The sequence below is a fragment of the Zhouia spongiae genome (genome assembly GCF_022760175.1).
In the GTDB taxonomy this organism is placed as follows: Bacteria; Bacteroidota; Bacteroidia; order Flavobacteriales; family Flavobacteriaceae; genus Zhouia; species Zhouia spongiae.
Genome location: NZ_CP094326.1, coordinates 1599771 through 1623205, shown reverse-complemented (window position 1 = coordinate 1623205; position 23435 = coordinate 1599771). Strand labels below are relative to the sequence as shown.

General features: G+C 39.2%; 19 protein-coding genes. 7 read left to right on the top strand and 12 right to left on the bottom strand.

From position 1 onward, the window contains the following. Positions 1-45: 45 nt before the first annotated feature. A complete protein-coding gene (locus tag MQE36_RS07060; protein WP_242938461.1) occupies positions 46-1653 on the top strand; it encodes an Ig-like domain-containing protein in 1608 nt (535 codons plus the stop codon). Here the strand turns inward: MQE36_RS07060 and MQE36_RS07055 are convergent. The 4 genes from MQE36_RS07055 to MQE36_RS07040 form a co-directional block, all read right to left on the bottom strand. Next, a complete protein-coding gene (locus MQE36_RS07055) occupies positions 1640-2416 on the bottom strand; it encodes a nitrilase family protein (RefSeq protein ID WP_242938460.1) in 777 nt (258 codons plus the stop codon). The two genes, MQE36_RS07060 and MQE36_RS07055, sit on opposite strands and share 14 nt — an antisense overlap. Positions 2417-2481: 65 nt before the next feature. Beyond that, complete coding sequence (locus MQE36_RS07050) at positions 2482-3822, bottom strand: DUF5689 domain-containing protein (protein WP_242938459.1); 1341 nt, start codon at positions 3820-3822, stop codon at positions 2482-2484. Between the two features lie 11 nt (positions 3823-3833). Then, positions 3834-5048, bottom strand: a complete 1215-nt coding sequence (locus tag MQE36_RS07045) for a TonB-dependent receptor (protein ID WP_242938458.1) — start codon at positions 5046-5048, stop codon at positions 3834-3836. A 26-nt stretch (positions 5049-5074) separates the two neighbouring features. Further along, the gene (locus tag MQE36_RS07040; RefSeq protein ID WP_242938457.1) at positions 5075-6604 is read right to left on the bottom strand and encodes a carboxypeptidase-like regulatory domain-containing protein; all 1530 of its coding nucleotides are present in this window, start codon (positions 6602-6604) and stop codon (positions 5075-5077) included. Positions 6605-6713: 109 nt separating this feature from the next. On the opposite strand from MQE36_RS07040, the gene MQE36_RS07035 reads away from it, so the two are divergent. Continuing rightward, positions 6714-7733 carry an endonuclease/exonuclease/phosphatase family protein gene (locus MQE36_RS07035; RefSeq protein WP_242938456.1) on the top strand — a complete coding sequence of 340 codons (1020 nt, stop codon included), beginning with the start codon at positions 6714-6716 and terminating at the stop codon, positions 7731-7733. Positions 7734-7751: 18 nt separating this feature from the next. Here MQE36_RS07035 and MQE36_RS07030 read toward each other — a convergent pair whose 3' ends face one another. Further along, complete coding sequence (locus tag MQE36_RS07030) at positions 7752-8186, bottom strand: hypothetical protein (RefSeq protein WP_242938455.1); 435 nt, start codon at positions 8184-8186, stop codon at positions 7752-7754. A gap of 269 nt (positions 8187-8455) precedes the next feature. Between MQE36_RS07030 and metG the strand changes: the two genes are divergently transcribed. The 5 genes from metG to MQE36_RS07005 all read left to right on the top strand — a co-directional run bounded on the left by metG (position 8456) and on the right by MQE36_RS07005 (position 13125). Further along, positions 8456-10507 carry a methionine--tRNA ligase gene (gene metG, locus MQE36_RS07025; RefSeq protein WP_242938825.1) on the top strand — a complete coding sequence of 684 codons (2052 nt, stop codon included), beginning with the start codon at positions 8456-8458 and terminating at the stop codon, positions 10505-10507. A 13-nt stretch (positions 10508-10520) separates the two neighbouring features. Further along, positions 10521-11423 (top strand): histone deacetylase family protein, encoded by a 903-nt coding sequence (locus tag MQE36_RS07020; protein WP_242938454.1) that lies wholly within the window; start codon positions 10521-10523, stop codon positions 11421-11423. Then, on the top strand, positions 11383-12261 hold the full coding sequence (locus MQE36_RS07015) for a phosphatase PAP2 family protein (RefSeq protein WP_242938453.1): 879 nt from the start codon (positions 11383-11385) through the stop codon (positions 12259-12261). The genes MQE36_RS07020 and MQE36_RS07015 overlap by 41 nt, the downstream gene beginning before the upstream one ends. A gap of 83 nt (positions 12262-12344) precedes the next feature. Next, entirely contained in the window at positions 12345-12863 is a 519-nt protein-coding gene (locus MQE36_RS07010) for a ferritin (RefSeq protein WP_242938452.1), read from the top strand. 76 nt (positions 12864-12939) lie between these two features. Beyond that, complete coding sequence (locus tag MQE36_RS07005; RefSeq protein WP_242938824.1) at positions 12940-13125, top strand: hypothetical protein; 186 nt, start codon at positions 12940-12942, stop codon at positions 13123-13125. A gap of 628 nt (positions 13126-13753) precedes the next feature. Here the strand turns inward: MQE36_RS07005 and MQE36_RS07000 are convergent. The 7 genes from MQE36_RS07000 to MQE36_RS06970 form a co-directional block, all read right to left on the bottom strand. After that, positions 13754-14194, bottom strand: coding sequence for a heavy-metal-associated domain-containing protein (locus MQE36_RS07000; RefSeq protein ID WP_242938451.1), 441 nt, complete (start codon positions 14192-14194; stop codon positions 13754-13756). A 22-nt stretch (positions 14195-14216) separates the two neighbouring features. Then, positions 14217-15902: an efflux RND transporter periplasmic adaptor subunit gene (locus MQE36_RS06995; protein ID WP_242938450.1), complete on the bottom strand. Its 1686-nt coding sequence runs from the start codon at positions 15900-15902 to the stop codon at positions 14217-14219. A 13-nt stretch (positions 15903-15915) separates the two neighbouring features. Beyond that, positions 15916-17142 carry a TolC family protein gene (locus MQE36_RS06990; RefSeq protein WP_242938449.1) on the bottom strand — a complete coding sequence of 409 codons (1227 nt, stop codon included), beginning with the start codon at positions 17140-17142 and terminating at the stop codon, positions 15916-15918. Positions 17143-17153: 11 nt separating this feature from the next. Further along, positions 17154-20843: an efflux RND transporter permease subunit gene (locus MQE36_RS06985; RefSeq protein WP_242938448.1), complete on the bottom strand. Its 3690-nt coding sequence runs from the start codon at positions 20841-20843 to the stop codon at positions 17154-17156. A gap of 127 nt (positions 20844-20970) precedes the next feature. Next, on the bottom strand, positions 20971-21387 hold the full coding sequence (locus tag MQE36_RS06980; RefSeq protein ID WP_242938447.1) for an HYC_CC_PP family protein: 417 nt from the start codon (positions 21385-21387) through the stop codon (positions 20971-20973). Between the two features lie 83 nt (positions 21388-21470). Then, the gene (locus MQE36_RS06975) at positions 21471-22196 is read right to left on the bottom strand and encodes a LytR/AlgR family response regulator transcription factor (protein ID WP_242938446.1); all 726 of its coding nucleotides are present in this window, start codon (positions 22194-22196) and stop codon (positions 21471-21473) included. A 6-nt stretch (positions 22197-22202) separates the two neighbouring features. Further along, positions 22203-23240 carry a sensor histidine kinase gene (locus tag MQE36_RS06970; RefSeq protein ID WP_242938445.1) on the bottom strand — a complete coding sequence of 346 codons (1038 nt, stop codon included), beginning with the start codon at positions 23238-23240 and terminating at the stop codon, positions 22203-22205. Positions 23241-23435 lie beyond the last annotated feature (195 nt).

Sequence of the window (23435 nt, the reverse complement as noted above, 5' to 3'; positions counted from 1 at the left end):
ATGTGAAAATAGTTGTTAATTTGCAGCTGATATAGTGAGGTAAAAATGAAAAACAAGTTTTTTAGTATTTGTTTCTGTACGGCAATTCTTTTAAGTTTAATCAATTGTGCAAAAAGAAGCACTCCAACAGGCGGTGAAAAAGACATGACTCCTCCGGTAATGGTCAGCTCCACTCCTGAACCTTTTACTACCAATTTCAGTGATGATGAAATAAAAATCACTTTTGATGAATATATCAAATTAAAAGATATCCAGAAGCAACTGATTATTTCCCCTCCTTTAAAATATCAGCCTATAATCACACCCCAAGGCAGCGCAAGCAAGTACATAAAGATCAAAATAAACGATACCCTAAGAGAAAATACCACTTATGTATTTAACTTCGGACAAAGTATCACCGATAACAATGAAGGAAACCCTTACTCCTATTTCAACTATATTTTCTCTACAGGCGATTATATCGACTCACTAACGGTCGACGGCTACATTACAGATGCCCGGCTCAAAGAACCAGACAATTTTGTGTCTGTTATGCTTTACGAGGTAGACTCAACATACACAGACTCTACCATCTATAAGAAACCGCCCACTTATATTACAAACACGCTTGACAGCTTGACAACTTTCAAACTCACCAACCTGAAAGCAGGAAAATACGCTTTGATCGCAATGAAAGACGAAGCCGGCAACTATGTCTTCAATCAAAAAACCGATAAAATAGCCTTTATTTCTGATCATATTACCATACCTACAGATTCGGTCTTTAAATTAAACCTGTTTAAAGAAATCCCCGATTATAAGGCTTCCAGACCTTCAGAAGCTACCGGAAATCGCATTTTATTTGGTTATGAAGGGAACCCCGACAGTATGAAAATCGATTTATTATCCGATACTCCGGAAGGATTCGATTACAGGATCACAAAAGACCTCGAAAAAGACACCTTAAATTATTGGTACACTCCGTTTGAAAAAGACTCCCTCGTTTTTACCGTTACCAACAAAAAGCAAATAGACACTTTTACCGTTAAAACCCGTAAAACAGAAACAGACTCTCTGACCTTAAAACCCACACTCAGCGGAAATCTGGGGTATTACCAACCTTTCGGGATTCAATCGAGCACCCCGATCGAAAGTATTGACACCACCCTGATTACCATTGTTAACAAGGACAGTTTAGCTATCGGGTTCAAGCATTCTATAGACAAAAAACTTAACCAGGTAAACATCCATTGGAAAGTAGATCCTAACGAACAATACAACATTGTGGCCATGCCCGGTGCCATCAAAGATTTTTACGGAAATTCAAACGATACCCTAAACTACAATGCTACAACTAAAAGCTTAGCAGACCTTGGAAGCATCAGGGTGACTGTGAAAAATGTAAAAGAATTTCCTATTATTGTTCAACTCACTGACCAGAAAGGGGATGTTAAATTCGAAAAATATGCCGAAACACAACAAACTCTTTTCGAATTTATGAACATCGACCCTGGCAAATACTACATCAGGGTGATCCATGACACCAATAAAAATGGTATTTGGGACACCGGGAGTTACCTGAAGAAAATCCAGCCCGAAAAGATCAGTTATTTTCCCGGGGATATAGACCTCCGTTCTAACTGGGAACTGGAACAAGAGTTTATTCTAGAATAAAATGGTCCCGGTCATTTAAAAATCTGAACTTTTCCCTAAGCCTATTGTTTTTACTCTTGCTTAAAGTAGCATACAGGACTTCTTCTTTATCGCCAAACGTCAACTGTCGCCCCAGGGCATCATAAACAGCAGAATGCCCTGTATGATTGTAACCGTTACCATCAAGCCCCACCCGGTTCACCCCGATCACATAACTCATGTTTTCAATAGCTCTCGCCCTCAATAATACGTCCCAGGCACCTATTCTCACTTCCGGCCAGTTTGCCACATAAAACAACAGGTCGTAACCCTCCGTATTTCGGGCCCATACCGGAAAACGTAAGTCATAACAAATTTGGGGACATAACTTCCATCCTTTATACTCAATTATAATTTTTTCTTCTCCTTTTTGGTATACAAGGTCTTCACCTGCCAAAGTAAAAGCATGTCGCTTATCGTAATAATCCAGGCTTCCGTCCGGGTGAACAAAAACCAGCCTGTTGTAAAACAGACCCGCTTTCCGGACTACAATACTCCCTGAAATGGCTGCCCCTTTTTCAGCTGCAAGCTTCTTCAACCAGAAGACTGTCTCTCCATCCATTCTTTCTGCTACAGAAGCCGGATGCATCGTAAAACCGGAAGGGAACATTTCAGGCAACAGGATCAGGTCTGTTTCCCTGTCAATCCGCGCTATCTTCCTTGATAAAATACTTCTGTTGCCTTTGGGGTTTTCCCATAGCAAATGGGTTTGCACCAGTGCTATTCTTAAGGTGTCCTGACTCATCTCATATCTATTATATGATTAAAAATAGTCATTCAATTCCAAAGGGAAAAGCAAACCCCCGAAAGTTAATTCCGCTGTCCCGGTGAAAAATCTGCAGGTGCTGTTTGAGGACTTATTATTGTCCATTCAGACGGATCGTATACAACATTGGATTTTATAACATTTAAATTCCTCAAAGCTTTTCCATCTTCAAAATCATGGGTTGTCCCTGTACCATCCTCTCCCGGAACTCCAAAGACATCTACCCTTGCACCCAAAGCATCTACTAACACCATATTATCATCACCGTTTGAAGCTCCCGCACTACTGCTTCCACCTTCAATATCAGGACTAAAACCATAAACAGACAAGAAATCACCGGCATCTGCGGCAATTACAACTGAAGTTTCCGGCTGAATGATAATCCCTGTCAAATCTACAGAAGACGAATAATCCGAATTGGCATTCGTATACCTTCGTAATTCCCAGCCAGACAAGTTCACATCTACCTCCCCTATGTTGGTTAGCTCAATAAACCTGGCATTAACAGCCGGGCTGTTATTTTCAGGATCAGCGATTTCTGATATAATAATCTGATCACTTTCGGTAACATAACCACAATCAAGCTTATCACCGTTAAAATCCATATCATCTAAATCTCTTATGTATAACTGATATTTATTCTGATACTTACTTAAAACAGCAGTAACACTCCCCCCTCCTTTAGGTAAAATTTCCGATTGAAAATCTGAATAGCCACTATTCCTCATAGAAACGGCCTTTCCTTCGCAATCGATTAAAAGTCGTTCAGTCGTTTCAAGAGGCCTGGCATACATAGAATCCTGAACCTCTTCTGCAATTTCCAGATCATTTATTACGATCAGTGTATTTATCATACGATCATTCAATTCGGGAATGCTCGTTATCGTAGGCTGAATAACACCAGGGTCATTACACGAAACGAACAAATGTTCTGAAACCGCAGGTTTGGGCAACCTGCCAACGGAAACAGAACCGAAGGAACTTTTAAAAATGCCTCCTACCTTAAAAACCCCGCTTACCTCATCAAGATAAAGACCTTTTAACTTAACAATTACTTTCTGCCCTGCCGGATACCATAAATGATAGTCCCTGACATCGATATCTATTTCAATTCCTTCAGTCGGATTTACAAGGTTATCCTGGATGTATAATGCTCCATAAATATTTCCTGCCTTATCACTTGAATTCACATAACCTTCTACGATCAACTCTTGATGAATCTGGACTATCTCCCCTGAATATAATGCTTTTACATCTGCAAAGTCTGCATTAGGCTCTATATTTTCTTCCCTGACACAACTACTTACCTGGTCATACCCCCCTGTTTTAACACATGAAAGCACGCTTATTAAAATAAAAAATACCGGGGTCATTATTTTTCTCATCTGATCATCATTTATAGGCTGATTGACAAATTGATAAAATAGGTTCTTCCGTACCCATACCAGTATTTAGGTCCGAAAGACGGTGTTCCCCTTAAATTATCCTGAGCCATCTGGCCAAAATTTCCGTTCCGGCTCTGCTCAAAACCACCTGTACGAAACAGTCCGTCAAACACATTATTGATACTGGCAAACAAACTGATATATTTACCTTTATATAGCCACGATTTTCCACCTACCAGGTTTAACAAATACACATCATCAAGTTTCTCCTGTTTCAATAATCGTGCTACTGCCTCATCAGTAGCCCCCGGAAATGACTCACCTGTCCCGGGATCCAGGTAAAAACTGTCTGTTCTTGTAATTGTTGATATATCGATATAATTAGCTCCCAAAAAATTACCGGTCAAACGCACCCACCAATATTCAGGATCTCGATATTCGATCCCTAAAGAATAAACCTTCTGGGGTCCCGCAGCCAATTTATATCCTTTGATATCAGATTTCCCCAAGGCTAAGAAACCATCGGGATGTATTCCTTCTTCATCCCTTCCGGAAGTATCGAAGTTGATTGTCACATGAGCATCATCATTAAAAGAAAAATTACCATAGCCTGCCACTGCTGACAGCTTAACACCTGGAGAGATTTGATACTCCAAAGCCAGTTCACCTCCATAATGCAACTTATCGATACCTGTTACTGCCTCCTGTACAAAATCACTCCCCACGCCTCCTTCGTAATAAAAGAAATTCACCTCGGTAAGATCTTCAAATTTAGTATAGTAACCGGTAAGCCGCGCTTTCAATTTTTCAAGCGACATTAAATAGCTCATCGTTGTCGCTGTTATTGTTTCTGAAGTCAACCCCGATACCGGTTCATTATTTTCCCGGGGATTGATAAATGAATTTTGAAGTGCAGGAGCTTTTTTAATATATGCTCCGTTAAGCATCACCATATGTCTTCCTGTAAACCTATAAAGCAAGCCCGTTTTAGCTGCAAAATTTGTAAAAGCCTTTTTCTCGCTTTTACCCAACGAGTTATTTTCAAAACGTTCGTTTAAAAACAATCCGTCCCTCTGATAACCGGTCTGAGTAAAAGAACCTGACAGAAACACATCCAAATCATCGTACATAATACGGGGTTGTATAAATGCACTTAGCTCACTGGCATTGATACGGTAGTTATAATTAAACCTGTCACCTTCTGTCCTTTTGGGATCGCTATTCAAATCGTTACCGGTACCTGTAAACGGATCTATATCTTCATAAAATCTCCTCCCAGAAGGTCACCTACAACAGCATAATTTTCAGAATTCAGCCCCCGGTAAGTGCCTCCCAGATCAATACTAAAATGATCTGTTATTTGGATCTTTGCATTCGAGGCCACGATAATTTTATTCATGTCGATCCTGTCGTCGTATTGAACATAAGCCGATTTACCTTCATTACCCGGGTTTAGATTTGCTGAATAAAGCTCCGGCCAATCAATCTGTGGTGATTGTAAAAGGTATTCCTTGGCTATATTAGCGTTTTCAAAATTCGCTCCTGAGGGACTGTTTATATAAAAGCTTGGCAAATAACGATAATACACCGGATCCGGGTTTGGAGCATTATAGTAACCCAAGCGCCCTTTGGCATAGCTCCCGAACTGATAAGCCACACCCGTATTAAACCTGATCTTTTTTGTTTCCAGAAAGTGATTTATCATAAAAAAAGGTTCGTCAATCTTTCTTGTCCTGGCGTTCCTTATTTTTCCGTCCTGAAAGCCCCAATATGGATTATATGCCCTCCCCAGGAGATCAAAAACCTCCCTGGTAACCGGTGCTGAACCCCCTCTATTATTCGGAGCATACACCCCTGTCAAGACAACACTTTGATGGTCGTCTATCCCTAACTCGACACTTGCGAAAAGCGAATAAGCATCATACAATGTACCATCCATAAAACCCTCCTTTGCCCATCGCCTGGATGCCGACAGGCTATATGACAATTTACCCTCTTGTTTTCCTGAATTATATGTTGCCATAAACCTCCCCGTATACGTCCTTCCCGACAATGAGGACGACAGTCTTAAACCTTTTCGAAATGTGGAAGGCCTGACAATAATATTTGTAGCCCCCAGCAACCCTCCAAAGGTGGATGATGCTGGTAGCAATCCCATTGTAAACTCCTGATCCCTGGTTACGTCATTCAGGCCGCCCCAGTTATTCCATTGCGGCCTTCCATTGTAAAACCTATTCATCGGCAGCCCATTTATAAGCACCGTACCCTCTCTCGAATCATAACCACGCACTTTAAAAAACACCTGGCTAAAATCAAAGGAGACCCTGTTTAAATAAACATCTTTACTGGCTTGTAGCAACCTGGGTGAAGCCTCTATGTCAAATCCTTCTCCTGAAAGTTCATCTCCGGAAAGAAAAATAATATTATCCTGAAAATCCCGGGTCATATCCCGCTCCAACAACAAATCTCCCAGGTCAAAATCAGAATTATTACTTATGGTTAAAGGATATTTAGCCGTTGAATAATCACTCGTTTTAAAAATTAAAACTTGTTGCCCATGACGTATACTCTTAAGAAAAAACCTGCCATCCTCATTGCTTTTGGTTTGTAATGAATGCCCTTGAACCTTTACGATCACGTTACCCAAAGGTGCTAACGTCTTATTGTCCAACAATCTTCCTTTCACATTTTGACTCTTCAGCTGCAACCCAACAAACATCATCAAAACAAACAATAACTCCCTGTATGTTAACGGATAACGCTCCATATAATTTTCATTCAACAACCCTAAATTTAAATAAAATTTATTAATTTACTTACATTAAAGTAAGATTATGCCTTTTAAAAAAACAAAATACATTAATTTTTTAAGTAAAATTTTACGTGTTTTTATGACAGTATTTTACTTATTCATATTTTATATTAGTTATGCACAGGAAAGAAATTACCGAATACGAACAATAGCGTTTTACAATGTTGAAAATTTATTTGACACCATCGACGATTCTTTAAAGTATGATGAGAGCAGGACTCCGGAAGGGAAAGATCGTTGGACAAAAAACAAATACAACGACAAGGTAGAGAAAATAGCATTTACAATCTCCCGGATAGGCAGGGAGCTGACCAAAACTCCACCCGATATCATAGGTTTATGCGAAGTAGAAAATCAGGGTGTTTTAAACGATCTTATCAGAAGCCGGCATCTCCAAAAATACAATTACGGAATTATTCATTTTGATTCTCCGGACGTCAGGGGTATTGATGTAGCTTTAATATACAAGCATGAGATTTTCATCCCCGACAGTTTTCAGAATTATTATCTGAAATTAAACAATGAAAATAATGAAAGGGAATATACCCGGGATCAGCTTCTTGTTACCGGAAGACTAGACGGCGAAAAAATCCATATTCTTGTAAACCATTGGCCATCCAGAAGAGGAGGAGAACTTAAAAGCAGCCATAAAAGAGAAGCCGCTGCACGCCTTAACCGGAAAATAATCGATTCGCTTTTAAACTTAAACCAATCTGCCAAAATTATTACGATGGGAGATTTTAACGATGACCCGACAAACCGGAGTATCAAGACCATTTTAAACGCTAAAGGCAAAATCGAAATCGAAGGACAATTATACAACCCAATGCTGTTAATGCATGAAAAAGGATACGGCTCTCTTGCATACCGGGACCAATGGAACCTGTTTGATCAAATTATACTGAGCGCCTCGTTAACAGAAAAAAACAGGGAACATTACACATTCTGGAAAGCAGGGATATTCAACAAAGCTTTTTTAACATCATTATCCGGCAAATATAAAGGATACCCGTTCAGAAGTTATGCCAACGGCAATTATACCGGAGGGTACAGCGACCATTTCCCGGTATATGTCTACCTGATAAAAAAAGCGCCCTGAAGGCGCTTTCGGTATTTTTTAATTTAACCAATTGGAATATGGTATTCTCGAAAGTAACAAAATAAGACCGATGGTATAAAACAAGGCTATTTTACCGAACTTGGCTTTCGATGCTTCCTGCTTTTTATGTTTAGACCATCCTATGGTGATTAAAGCTACCGCTAAAATGTTCGTAAACGGATGCTCAACCAATATAAGTCTTGCAATCGGATTTGCCATCACACCACCTTCACTCCACATAGCGAAATAAGGAGAAGTGAAATACAAAATCAACCCTAATAAGATTTGAATATGGGTAAATATCAATGCAAAAAGACTTATCCGCAAATCTTTGCCCATGGCAAAATTTCTGTTACCATAATAACCGGTAATGGCATTAAAACTTGCAAATAACAACACTAACAAGGTTAAAAATGCCCAGTAAGAATGTAAGGTGAGTAGCGTAGAATACATAAGATGATTGTTTTTAATTTTGTTTCAAAGCGACATAATTTTTGTCATTGCGAATATACGTAAATGCAGTGAGAAATTTATGCTGGTGCTACCACTGAACGAACTAAATATTCTCCCCGGGAGGAAATACAATGAAATGAGTACGGCTGTATCTGTACATTACCTTCTTATTTTCCCTGTTATACCCCGATCTCTATGATTAGAAAAAGAATCCCGTTTATTCTTCTACGTAAAATCCTTATTTTTGCAACTTCAATAAATTTTTGATGATGTCTAAAAGATATACTATAACAGCAGCTTTACCATACACCAACGGTCCTATTCATATAGGCCATCTGGCAGGAGTTTATGTTCCTGCCGATATATACTCCCGCTATCTGCGTTTAAAAGGAAACGATGTCGCTTTTATTTGTGGAAGTGACGAACACGGAGTGGCCATCCCGATGAAGGCAAAAAAAGAAGGCGTAAGTCCGCAGGAAATTATAGATAAGTATCACGGTATCATTAAAAAATCATTTGCCGATTTTGGCATTTCTTTTGACAATTACTCCCGTACCTCAGCTGAAATTCATCATAAAACCGCCTCTGATTTTTTTAAAAAGCTATACGAGGAAGGTGAGTTTATTGAAGAAGTAACAGAACAACTGTACGATGATGAGGTCAAACAATTTTTAGCTGACAGATTTGTAACCGGAACATGCCCTAAATGCGGTAACGAAGAAGCATATGGTGATCAGTGTGAAAAATGCGGTAGTTCTTTAAACGCCACTGATTTAATCAATCCAAAGTCAACTATCTCAGGATCCAAACCAATTCTTAAAGAAACAAGACACTGGTTTTTACCATTGGACAAATATGAATCATTCTTAAAAGAATGGATTTTAGAAGGCCATAAAAAAGACTGGAAGCCTAACGTATACGGACAAGTTAAAAGCTGGGTTGATGAAGGTTTAAAGCCTCGTGCTGTTACGCGTGATCTGGACTGGGGGATCCCTGTACCCGTAAAAGGAGCCGAAGGTAAAGTTTTATATGTTTGGTTTGATGCGCCTATCGGATATATTTCTTCAACCAAGGAATGGGCAGACAGGGAAGGTAAAGACTGGGAACCATATTGGAAAGATAAAGAAACACAACTTGTTCATTTCATCGGAAAGGACAACATCGTATTCCACTGCATCATCTTCCCAAGTATGTTAAAGGCACATGGTGATTTTATTCTTCCGGAAAATGTCCCTGCCAACGAGTTTTTAAACTTAGAAGGCAACAAATTATCTACATCAAAAAACTGGGCGGTCTGGCTGCATGAGTATTTGGAAGAGTTTCCGGAAAAACAAGATGTATTACGCTATGTATTAACCGCGAATGCTCCTGAAACAAAAGACAACGACTTTACATGGAAAGATTTTCAATCGCGAAACAACAACGAATTAGTTGCTATATTCGGAAATTTCATTAATCGTGTCGTTGTTCTTACTAATAAGTATTACGAGGGTATAATTCCTCAACCTGGAGATCTTACAGAAGAAGATCGCAAAGCCCTTGAAGAGTTAAAAGCATTCCCTGGAACTATAGAAGCATCGTTAAACCGTTATCGATTCAGGGAGGCTTCGCAAGAACTGATGAATGTTGCCAGGCTGGGTAATAAATACCTGGCTGATGCCGAACCGTGGAAGCTTATAAAAACAGACGAAGAACGGGTAAAAACTATTATGTATGTTGCGCTTCAAATAGCTTCGGCCCTGGCTGTTTTGAGTGAACCTTTCTTACCGTTTACAGCTTCAAAACTGAAAAAAATATTAAACCAAGAAAACAGTTTAAACTGGAATGATGTTCATTCAAAAGATGTCCTTATAGAAGCAAATCATAAAATTAACAAAAGTGAATTACTTTTTTCTAAAATTGAGGATGCTGAAATAGAAAAACAATTGGAAAAGCTCGAAGCCACCAAGAAAGCTAATGAGCAGGCAAATAAAGAATTAGAACCTTTAAAAGATACTATTTCTTACGAAGACTTCTCAAAACTTGATATGAGAGTCGGAACAATCGTCGAGGCTGAAAAAATGCCTAAAGCTAAAAAGTTATTGGTTCTTAAGGTGGATACGGGACTTGACATCAGGACAATTGTTTCAGGGATTGCGGAGCATTTTAAACCTGAAGACATTATAGGTAAGAAAGTTACCGTATTAGCTAATCTTGCTCCAAGAAAACTCAGAGGCGTTGAAAGTGAAGGTATGATCCTGATGACTGAAGATACAGAAGGTAAATTAGTATTTATGAATCCGGATGAAGAAAACACTCCAAACGGGGCAACTATAAATTAAAACAAGGGTAGCTATGCTCAAAATAGCGTATCATCCAATTTATAAACACCCATTGCCTGATGGGCATCGTTTTCCGATGATAAAATACGAATTGCTCCCTCAGCAACTCACACATGAAGGCACATGCAATCAAGAGAACTTTTTCACTCCTGATTTTCCTGATGATAAACACGTCCTGAGCGTGCATGATGATGTTTATTTTAAGCATTTAAAAGACTTAACGCTAAAGCCAAGGGAAATCAGGAAAACCGGCTTTCCTCTTTCAAAAGAACTGGTAGATCGGGAGGTTATCATTGCAGACGGGACCATCAAAGGTTGCGAATATGCCCTTACATACGGAATAGCCATGAATATTGCGGGTGGCACCCATCATGCCTATACTTCTCATGGAGAAGCTTTCTGTTTGCTAAACGACCAGGCCATCGGTGCCCGATATCTCCAACACAACCAACTGGCTAAAAAGATCTTAATGATTGACCTTGACGTCCACCAGGGAAACGGTACGGCAGAGATCTTTCAGAAAGATGATTCTGTTTTCACTTTTTCGATGCACGGCAAAAACAATTATCCTTTTAAAAAGGAAAAAAGTGATTTGGATATCGAACTGCACGACGACATGAACGATAAAGAATATCTTACTATTTTAGATAATGTCCTCCCTAAATTAATCGACAAAGAAAAACCGGATTTTATATTTTATTTATGTGGTGTAGATATCTTAAAGACGGATAAGTTAGGAAAACTCGGACTAACCATAGAGGGATGTAAAAAACGTGATGATTATGTATTATCTTTATTACATAATTTATCAATCCCTGTGCAATGCAGCATGGGTGGTGGTTATTCTCCCGATATTAAATCAATTGTAGAAGCACATGCAAACACATATAGACTGGCACAGGAAATTTACTTTTAAAGAAAGTCCTATTATTTTCTTTCTGATAACATGCCTGTTAAGCTCTGTTAATAGTTTTTCCCAGGAAGCAGATAAGGATGAAAAAACTACATGGCAGCATTTTAAATACGATATGGGCAATGTATTCGGAGGGATGGGCTATGCTTATAGCCGGCCATTTCACTGGGACAAGAACAACTGGCTGACTTTTGGCGGGGTGGCTACGGGGACTGCTCTTCTGTACACTATTGATGGAGATGCCAAAACATTCTTTGAAGATCAAAAAGAAAATATCCCTCAGTTCATTCAGGACTATGGTTGGTATTACGGAAGTCCGCAAAACAACTATATGATCACAGGAGTCGTTTATCTTACCGGCTTGTTTACCAAAAATGAAAAGTTAAGACGTACCGGGGTTCTGCTTATTTCGTCTGCCTCAGCGGCAGGCTTACTACAACAAGTAAGCAAATACACTTTTGGGAGGGCTCGCCCCCGATCCGGAGATCCAAAAAACACTTTTTATCCTTTTACAGGCGATGCGGATTATCATTCATTTCCATCCGGGCATACAATTTTAGCATTTACAAACGCATACGCAATTGCCAAACAATTTAAAAGCCCCTGGGTAAAAGCCGGAATCTATACTTTAGGTATCATACCCGGTGCCTCAAGATTATGGGACGGCGCTCACTGGCTCAGCGACGTGGGTTTGAGTGTCGCTATAAGCATCTTTACTGTTGAAGCCATTGATAAATACCTCGATTCCAAATACGACGAAAAATATAACTCAAAGCAAAAAAAGACAGATTGGAGCCTGAGTTTCGGGCCTGGTACCGTTGGGGTTATTGTTCATTTTTAATCTGCTTCTAAATAGATAGTACCGTTTAGAAATCTTCCTTTTATTGTTTAACTTTACGTGGAACACAAAAAAATCATAATACTATGTTGTCAGATAAAATTGAATCTTTATTAAATCTACAGATAAGAAGAGAAGCAGAATCAGCTCAAATATATCTTGCTATGGCATGTTGGGCCGAAGTAAAAGGCTTGGAAGGGGTAGCACAATTCATGTACAAGCAATCTGACGAAGAACGCATGCATATGTTAAAGCTGATCAAATTTGTGAACGAACGCGGAGGCCATGCCAAAATATCGGAACTAAACGCTCCCAATATAACCTTTAACTCTTTTCAGGAAATGTTTAAAGAATTGTATGACCATGAGGTTTTTGTAACCAATAGCATTAATGAGCTGGTTCATGAAACACTCCAGGAAAAAGATTATACTACACATAATTTCCTTCAATGGTACGTTGCAGAGCAAATTGAAGAAGAGGCTGTAGCACGAACCATCCTTGATAAGATAAACATCATCGGTGATGACAAGAGCGGTTTGTATCTCTTTGACCGGGACATTCAACAACTTTCTGTAACGAGTTCAGCATCAATATCTCCACAATAAATTTTAACAAACTCAAAATGTTAAATTTTATTTAGATTTAATATAAACAGTTATATTTGTGCCCAGCAAAACAAGAATGAAGTTGGGCAAGAAGAAAGACAAGAAGGAGAAGAAAAAAGAAAATAAGAAGCTTAAAAAGATTGAAGCCAAATCAAATAAAGGCTGTAAGTCTAAATGCTGTAAAAAATTTAAAAAGGGTGAAGACAAGCGTTGTAAACGTTGTCCTATGTATGACCTTTTAAAGCTTAAAAAAGCTGCATAGCCATAAAGAGGGTGTCTAAAAAGTCAAGACACCCTCTTTTTTATTCGGGTAGGTATCGGAGAACTATTCTCAAATACGCAAATTATGGAGGGGTTGAAATACTTTTTAGACGCCCTCTTCTTTATCTATTACTATCCATTGTCTCACCTCATCCATTTAACTTTTATTACACCCCGGTAGCTTCAGGCAAAGAATCAACTGCGCAACATTAAATTGCCGACATATTTCTACTTACAGCCCATGTACTTCTATTAAGCCTTTTATTTCATCCAAATCACATCTTCCTAAACTATCCCTAAGTGAAAGGTAAAAGATATTGAAACCTGTTAAATGAAGGTAGATAGTATACTCTATTATAAGGATAATATGGGGATATAATGGGAATAACATAGGGATAACTCAACTAAACATGAGAATTTACCACGAATTTTCTCTGAGGGATGCTTATTAGTATTTCTCTTGGTTCCCTAATGAATATTGTTCCTGAAAATGATTTAATCAGGTCTTGGTTATGGATCTTACCCGGTGAAGTATTATTCCAGTTCCATTGCTTGAATTGCAGTTTTATTAAACTAAAAAGGTTGCCTTAAAAGACAACCTTTTTACAAGTATTTCAATGTATGGAGTGTTAATTGTGATCGTCTGCTTTTACTTCGCCAGACTGATTCATTTCCATGGTATGGTCATACTGGCAGCACCCGGGTAATTCCTTGTAGGCTTCTTCACTCCCGCTTACTTTTTCAGTATCGTATCCAGAAGCCGCAATTGCGTTATGGATGGCATTGATATCTGTTTTAGAGTCATCGAAACTCACGGCTATCTTCTTTTTATCCTTATCCCAGCTGGCTTTTTCTACTCCTTCCACACCAAGTGCTGCTGTTTCGATCGTTTTTTTACACATCCCACAGTTCCCTCTTACACCGAAAGAAGCATCTGCCATAGCCATTTCTCCGGCATCACTCTGTGCCTGCTCCGTTCCTGCTGTAGCATTGTCTGCTTTTTTCTCACTTTTACATGCTGTAAAAGCGATTGCGGCTACTACTGCCACACTCATAATTATACGTTTCATAGTTCTGAATTTAAATTAATTATTATTGAATTGTTTTAGTTACTTCCCCACAACTTAGCATGGCTTCGCCATAATAAGGGTTTAAAATTTCAGCCTCCTTACTTAACCAGTATGCTCCTTTATTACTATCGGCCATCGGGCAATACTGAACGTATAGGGTTTCCCGGAGTTTCTGAAAGTTCGCAACCATAGCGATTATGTTTTCAGAAAGGATCTTAAAATGGCTTCGTTGGTTTTCGAGATCATCACTGCCTGATATGGTTTCCAGCATTTTACGGATGGTATCCACATGTTGCTGTTCCATTTTACCCAGGCCGGTTGTTTTGATCCCGGACATCGCACCAAGTGCATTTTTTGCTTCATTCTGTGCCTGACCGGCATTTGATGTTACCAATACATCTTTCAATTTCAGGTATCCTTCCATTACAGGCATGAAGTTTTCTTGAAAACCGGAAGTCAGAGTCATATCCATGGTCATACTGTCTTCGTGGTTCATCATTGATTTCTTTCCCTGAAGCTGTGCTGCTGCATCGACAGTAAAAGTTCCGTTCACTACCACTTCGTCTCCCATATTCAGTCCTTTGGCAATAACATACCGTTCACCAGCAGCACTACCGATGGTTACCTCTCGCATTTCAAAAACAGCCTGGTCTTTATCTGTTTTTACATAAACAATCGATCGTTTCCCTGTCCATAAAACAGCGGATTTAGGGATGTCAATAAAGGCCTCTTCTGCTTTCTTCTGCCTTGATTTCACAAATCCTTCGACAAACATTCCCGGCTTTAAAATCCTTTCTTTATTATTAAGAACCACTCTAACGGTAACCGTTCTGGTATCCTGATTCATAATGGGAGAAATAAACTCAATCTTAGCATTGAACTCTTTATCGGGGAATGCATGGGTTCTTACCATGATTTCCTGTCCTTCACTAAAGGAAGCTATTTGACTTTCATAAATATCAAACTCTGCCCAAATTGTACTTAGGTCAGTGAGTTTATAAATTCCTTGTCCTTCGATAACATGATCTCCTTCTTGTACAATTCTTTCAGTAATCACCCCACTTTCATCTGCATAGACCTCAATGTTTTCAATAATTTTCCCGGAATATAAAAGACTCTCAATCTGATCTTCGCTGAACTTCCAGTACTTAAGTTTGTTTTTAACGGCTGAATACAATTTTGGTTGAGATGTTTTAAGCTTGGCTGATGTAAACAATTCTTGTTGGGCAGTTACCAATTCCGGCGAATAGATCAAAGCTATTAATTGCCCTTTATAAACTTGTTCTCCGATGGCGTTCACATACATTTTTTCAATCCGTCCACCGTAGTGTGCAGTTTGGGTAGCTTTTCCTTTTTCGCTCTCTTTAATTTTCCCTGATATACGAACGCTTTCACCTTCCATAGCCTGACCTGCAACAATGGTTTGAATATTAGCAAGTGCCATGGCATTGCTTGTCATTTTAAACTGATTCGCTCCCAACCCGTCTGCCGATGCATCGGCAGGGATCAGGTCCATGCCACAGATCGGACAGGCACCCGCCTCGGGTTGCATTATTTGGGGGTGCATCGAACAGGTCCACATCTGATCTGCTTGTTCACCGGCGTGATCATGTCCGCCTTCCACAGTGGCTGACTGATTACCAAAAAAGATATAACCAAGTGCCAATCCTGCTATAAAGATTCCTATAAATACAATATATTTTTTCATTGTTCTGAATATTTTATTTCGTCAATGACTCTAAGACTGCCTTACTATTGTGATGTGCAGTAAGAGCCTGTATGGTTGATAATTGATATTTTAAAATAAGTTGCTGCACTTCCAATACCTGATCAAAATCTATGGTTCCGGTTTGGTAGGTTGACAAAATAACCTGTTCGGCTTGTTTTGCCTGGTGCACATTTTCTGCTTGCGTACTGATGGTACGTTTTGCATTATTTAATGCAGCGTGGTTATCTACAAACAGCGTTTTCAATTCATTTTCAGCATCCACTCTAGTATTTGCCAGCGCTTCTTGTTGTAGCTGCAATTGTTTCCTTTTAGATGTAAATTTCTTTGAAAACAATGGGATGGATACATTTACCATGGGCATTACGATATCCTTTCCGTTATCAGCCATCACCATGTCGCGTTCATCAACAAACACATAATCCAATCCTATACCAATGGAGGGGCCATTTTCTTTAATAACCGCCAGTTCAGATTGTGCCGCAGCTTCCTTCATCGCCTCTATTTTTAGCAGCTTAGGATTCTCAATAAGATTTTCTTCACTAAATACATCCCGGCCTACCTTTAAGGTATCCACGATCTTCACCTCTTCTAAAATACTTCTATTCAGCAGTAAGTTAAAACCTTTTAGATCTGAAACCAACTCTTCATTGACTACCTCTTTTTGATTTTCGAGCTCATTCATCTGAATTCGAATCTTTAATACATCTACCATGGTCGTCCGATTGTTTTCAAGCTCATTGAGTGCTAATTCTTCATAGGTCTTTAAAATATTCATGTTCTCTTCGATTATCTCTATAAAGGCCTTTTTCTCGTACAGCTTATAATAGGCTTGTTTTACTTTCAGGGTGATATCTCTCATGGTACTTTCCAGTTCGAAACGATCACTTTCTGCCAGTGCTCCTGATGCCTGCTTTTTAGCTTTGAGAGTCCCGAACCAGGGAAACATCTGGGAGGCTGATAATTTGGCTCTTTGGGGACCTACCCTGGTTTCTGCTTCCTGTACAAAATATCCTCCTCCAATGGTCGTATTCGGAATACTCCCGACTTCGGTTACAGCTTCCAGACTACTTTCATAGGTTAATTGCTTTGCCTGTAATTGAGGATGATTCTCTAAAGCTATCTTTATATAAGCATCTAAATCCTGCGCTCTTCCTATCAGAACAACAAATAGCATAGCTGCAAGGCTCATACAATCTTTGATATCATATCTTTTTTTCATAATGCTATTGTTTATGATTCTACATTTTTAAATTTCAATGCTGCTTCTTTCTTCCAACTGAATAACACAGGAACTACAAACAGTGTAATTAATGCTATCAGCATTCCTCCAAAGCTGGGTATTGCCATTGGTATCATAATGTCGCTACCCCGCCCTGTTGATGTTAATACCGGCAGTAAAGCAAGCATCGTCGTAGCCGTCGTCATTAAACATGGCCGGATTCGTTTTTCTCCTGCTTCTACTACAGAAGCCCTGATTTGACTTACATCTACAGGTTTATTTCTATCGAAGGTTTGTGTTAAATAGGTTGCCATTACTACCCCGTCGTCGGTAGCGATCCCGAACAATGCAATAAATCCGACCCAGACGGCTACACTGAGATTGATGGTATGCATTTGAAACAGTTCTCTCAGGTTGGTTCCGAAAATGCTAAAGTTCATAAACCAATCCTGACCATAGAACCAAATAAGTAAAAAGCCACCGGCAAAGGCAACGGCGATTCCGGAGAATACCATTAAAGAAGTAGATACGGATCTGAACTGGAAATACAAGATCAGGAAAATCACCAATAATGACAAGGGTACCACCAGGGACAAAGTTTTCTCGGCTCTGATCTGATTTTCATAAGTGCCGGTAAACTGATAATTGATCCCTTTCGGCACGGTCAGCTCACCGCTATCGATTTTATCCTGAATAGCCTGCTGTGCTTTTTCGACCACATCAACTTCAGCATACTTGTCTAATTTATCGAACAGCACATAGCCTACTAAAAAGGTGTCTTCACTTTTGATCACTTGTGCCCCCTGCTCGTATTTTATGGTCACCAATTCACTTAAAGGTACCGGCGCATTGTTATCGACAGGAACATATATATTTTCGAGATCTTCCGGCGAACTTCTCAATTCTCTTGGATAGCGCACTCTCACTCCGTAGCGCTCTCTTCCTTCGACTGTTTGCGACAGTATTTTACCTCCCACGGCTACCTCTATGATCTGTTGTACCCTTTCAATGGAGATTCCATAGCGAATCAATTTATTGCGGTCGATATCCAGAAGCAGGTATGGTTTGCCGACAATACGGTCGGCAAAAACGGCTTCTTTCTTCACCCCTTCCACATTTTTCAGAATGGGTTCCAGGGACAATCCAAAATCTTCAATTTGCTTCAGGTCTTGTCCTTTCACTTTTATTCCCATAGGAGCCCGCATCCCGGTTTGCAACATTACCAACCGGGTTTGAATTGGCTGTAATTTAGGTGCTGAAGTTACGCCCGGTAATTTGGTAACGGCTACAATTTCATTCCAGATATCATCCGGAGACTTGATGTCTTTTCGCCAATTTCTATAAAATTCACCGGCTTCGTCCTTAATTAAATCTGTTGCTTCAACTGCATTCCCGGAGGCTATAACATCTCCATTCTTCAGTTCAAACAATCCGTCTTCATTTACTTTAAAACGTACTCTTCCTCCTTCATTATCTTCTATATATTCGGGTTTATAGATGATGACATTTTCATACATGGAAAGGGGTGCCGGATCGAGGGCCGATTCTACTCTACCTGCTTTACCTACCACTGTTTCAATTTCAGGTATCGTAGCAACAGCCATGTCGAGTTGTTGCAGTACTCGTTTGTTTTCTTCCACTCCTGCATGCGGTAATGAGGTTGGCATGAGTAAAAAGGAACCTTCATCGAGGGCAGGCATAAACTCTTTCCCGGTGTTTTTCATGATCAGGAAACCACAAACCACGATAAGGGTGGGGATAGACAGAAACATGAGTTTATTGGCCAGGGCCCATTTTAGTATGCCCACGTAATATTTCCTGAAAAGGGTGAATATGCCTAACAATCCGAAGGCTATAACCCCGACGAATATCAGGTTGACAAAAACGCTTCTGTCAACTCCCAGCGGGCGCCAGTATTCAGCTAAGAAGTACACAATGGCAAATGCTGAGATTACTATGTTGCCAATGTTTGACTGTTCTTTATTGATTTTCCCCTGGTTTTTCAACCAGGCTGAGATTCCGAACGCCATTAGAATTACTCCCAAGAAGTATCCAAGTATCAATATGAATAATCCGAGGGCTACCAGGGTAATATTGATAATCAGGGTAATACTTTTTCTTGTTTTATTCTTCCTGAAAATAAAGGCTGCAAAAGGAGGTATTAAAAATAACGCTACAATGATCGAAGCTGTAAGCGCCATCGTTTTGGTAAAGGCGAGCGGTCTGAACAGCTTCCCTTCGGCGCCGGTCATGGTAAATACCGGAATAAAGCTAATGATCGTGGTCATTACTGCGGTTAATATCGCTCCTGACACCTCTTTTGTGGCATTGAACACCACCTGATTGACCGGGAGTTTATTTCCATCTTCATCGAGGTGCCTTATTATATTTTCGGAGAGGATTACGCCGACATCCACCATGGTTCCGATGGCGATGGCGATTCCCGACAAGGCCACAATATTTGCGTCTACCTGGAACATTTTCATGGTAATAAACACCATAAGTACAGCCACCGGTAATAAGCCGGAGATCAAGATGGAAGCTCTCAGGTTAAAGACCATAATGATAATCACCAATACGGTAATAAGCACCTCCATGGTGAGTGCTTCATTCAGCGTTTCTAAAGTTTCCTGAATCAATTCAGCCCTATCATAAAAAGGAACTATCGTTAACTGTGAAGTTCTTCCGTCAGCCAGTTCTTTGGATGGCAATCCGGCACTTATTTCACTGATCTTTTCTTTTACATTGTTGATCACTTCCAGCGGATTGGCTCCATACCTTGCTACCACAACACCTCCGGCTACTTCGGCTCCTTCTTTATCTAATATCCCTCTTCTTGGCGCCGGACCTAATTTTACTTTGGCGATATCTTTCACGCGGATGGATACGAAATTGTTTACTGCAACTACTGCGTTTTCAATATCTTCTATAGATTTCACATATCCTAGGCCACGTACCAGGTATTCTACCTGATTGATCTCAATGGTCTGAGCTCCCACATCTCTGTTGGATTCTTTTACGGCTTTCACCACAGCATCCAATCCGATATTGTATTGTTTCAGTAATTCCGGGTCTACGTCTATTTGGTATTCCTGGACATAACCTCCGATGGAAGCTACTTCAGAAACTCCACTAGCTGATGAAAGGGCATACTTAACATAGTAATCCTGCACGCTCCGCAGTTCGTGGAGATCCCATCCCCCGGTAACGTTTCCATTTTCATCTCTGCCTTCGAGAGTATACCAGAATATCTGGCCTAATCCTGTTGCATCCGGCCCCAGGCTTGGAGAAACCCCTTCGGGCAGTAATCCGGCCGGCAGTGAATTTAATTTTTCCAGAATCCGGCTACGACTCCAGTAAAATTCCACATCTTCTTCGAAGATCACATAGATACTCGAAAATCCAAACATGGAGGAACTACGAATGGTTTTCACTCCTGGTATTCCGAGCAGGGATGTTGTTAATGGATAGGTTATCTGATCTTCTATATCTTGCGGAGAGCGACCGTCCCATTTGGTAAAAACGATCTGTTGATTTTCTCCAATATCGGGAATTGCGTCTACTGCCACGGGCTCTCTTGGCAATAGTCCTGTTTTCCAATCGAAAGGTGCATGTACAATACCCCAGCCTACAAAAAGGCCCAGAAGCAGTACGGCTACCAATTTATTTTCTATTAAAAATTTGATACTTTTATTGAGCATGATTTACGTATTGAATATATAAATGTTATCGTTTAGTTATAAACATCAACATCACCACTAGCTCCATAAACACAGAGCTGGGTACTATTTTAACACAATAATTACTGTATTAAATTCAATAGATAAATCAAATCAAAAAGACTTCATCAAGAATATGAATATCCTTGATCAAAAGAGGTGGGGGGTAATCTTTATGAGGAATTATATTATCCTCTAACCCCTCAAACAAGTTAACATAGGCATAAACAAATGAGGCTATGAAAACTTGTTGTTGAAAGTCTAACTCGTTTGCAGCTGTTTTTACCTCATCATGCCCTTCAACCAATTTAATTTGATCTGTACAACAGGAGGTTTTTTGAAAAGAACACTCCTCATTATAAATGTTTTGCTGAATTTGCATCCCACAAGTTTCAGCCTGTGTCATTATCGCCACATCCACTAAAAAATCACCACAATAATGCTTGCTCACGGCAAAAGACACCGTTGAGAGGAGCACCAAAAGCGCCATGATCATAGATGATATTTTATGGAAGTATTCTTTCATTTCGAAATCAAAAGTACAAAAAAAAAGATTTTACCTCGCTCTTTAACAAAAGTTTGAGCTTTAGAAGGTATCGATTCAGTTATTTAATCGTTTAGCAGATTGCCTTTATCTTTTAATATTTTTTGCTTGGCGTTCGTAGCAAAATTTCTTCCTATGGGAATCCTTTTGTTCTGAATCTGAATCATATTCCCTTCCAAAAGTTTCACTTTATCTATGGCAATCGTATATGATTTATGCACCCTTACAAAACACTCCTCCGGTAATTCTTCTGTAATACTGCTGATTGATTTATGGGAAACATAATTTCCTTCATTTGTAGTAACTTTTATGTAATCTTTCAAACTTTCGATATACAGAATATCTTTCAGGTATATTTTAACCAGTTTCTTATCGACCTTAAGAAACAAATGACTGTCTTGTTTAAAATCATTGGCAACTCCTTCTCTTTTTTCAGACAGCACAGCCCTCAGCTTATTTATGGCCTTTAAAAAACGGCTGAAGGGGATCGGTTTTACCAGGTAATCGAGTATATCAAATTCATAACTCTCCAGGGCATATTCCTTATAGGCCGTAGTGAGTATTATCTGAGGGTATTCAGGAAGTGTTTTTAAAAACTCCAGTCCACTCATTCTCGGCATATTGATATCGAGGAAAATAACATCTATACCCCCTTTTTCAAGATCAGGAAGTGCATCAACAGGATTATTGTAAACACCTGCTACCTCAATATTCCTGAATTCTTCAAGATGTGTTTCTATGACACTGATTGCAAGGGCTTCGTCGTCTATTATCAGACACTTAATATCCATAAATTGTTATGTTAAAGGCACTTCCAAGAGGACTTCAAAGTTGCCGTTCGAGTCAAATATATCCAACTTATATCTATTTGGGTATAAAATTTCTAATCTTCTTTCTACATTTTTAATTCCTATTCCACTTTTACCCATTGGTTTTACATTTCCGTTATAGGTGTTTTTACACCTGAACAGCAAATGATGGCTGTTACTTTCAAATTCAATATCCAGCACCATGTCATTCGTATTTTTCAACCCGTGCTTAAAGGCATTTTCTATAAAAGGGAGAAATATCAACGGAGCTACCTTGATCCCTTCTATACTACCGCTGATGCCTATATTGATCTGCACCAATTCGCCAAAGCGAATCTTTTCAAGCTCAACATAATTATCGATATAATTTATTTCATGTATCAGATCTACTTTCTTTTTGTTTGCGTCATATATTATGTATTGCATTATTTCGGAGAGTTTTAATACCACATCCGAAGCCAGCGTAGATTTCTTAAGTGTTAATGCATACAGGTTATTGAGGGTATTAAAATAAAAGTGAGGCTGGATTTGTGATTTCAGGTATTTCAATTCGGTTTGATATTGCAGCTCCCTTAATTGTTGGTTTTGGTTTCTTTCATATATATAATCTGCAAAAAATTTAATTGCAGAGGTCAAGCCTACCACGTATAATTCTCCTACGACTACGGCAGTGATATGATTAAACCCAAATGCCTCCTGCCCTCCTTGTGCTTCCGGCCATACATCTTCAGTAACCAGCCAAAAATTAAGTCCGGACCGAATGACATAATGTGCCCCGAGACACAATATAAAAATCACTACATACTCGACATATTTCTTTTTAAAGATAAATCTTGGAATTAAGAAATAGATATTGAAGTATACCAATAGAATATGCAGCGGAAACTCTACAAGATTGGATTTTAGTGAATACCAATAATCATCAAAATAACTCCCCCATCTTAAAACATTAAAAACAAAATAAGACACCCAAAAGTACAGATGATACCTTGTCGGTATCGTTCTGTGAACAGTATATTCTTTCATTAAAAGACTTTAGTATAAATCAACAAAAACAATCATTTTCTCATGTAAAACGCTCAAAATATACAACTATACAAATTATTATTCAAAAAAGCTGCGAATACCAAAATACCCTATTTGCACAAAGTCCAAAAACGGCTGTTGTTTATTACGAAAACGTTGTCGTTGGTATAAAAAAAATTTTTAACCTGCTGTATT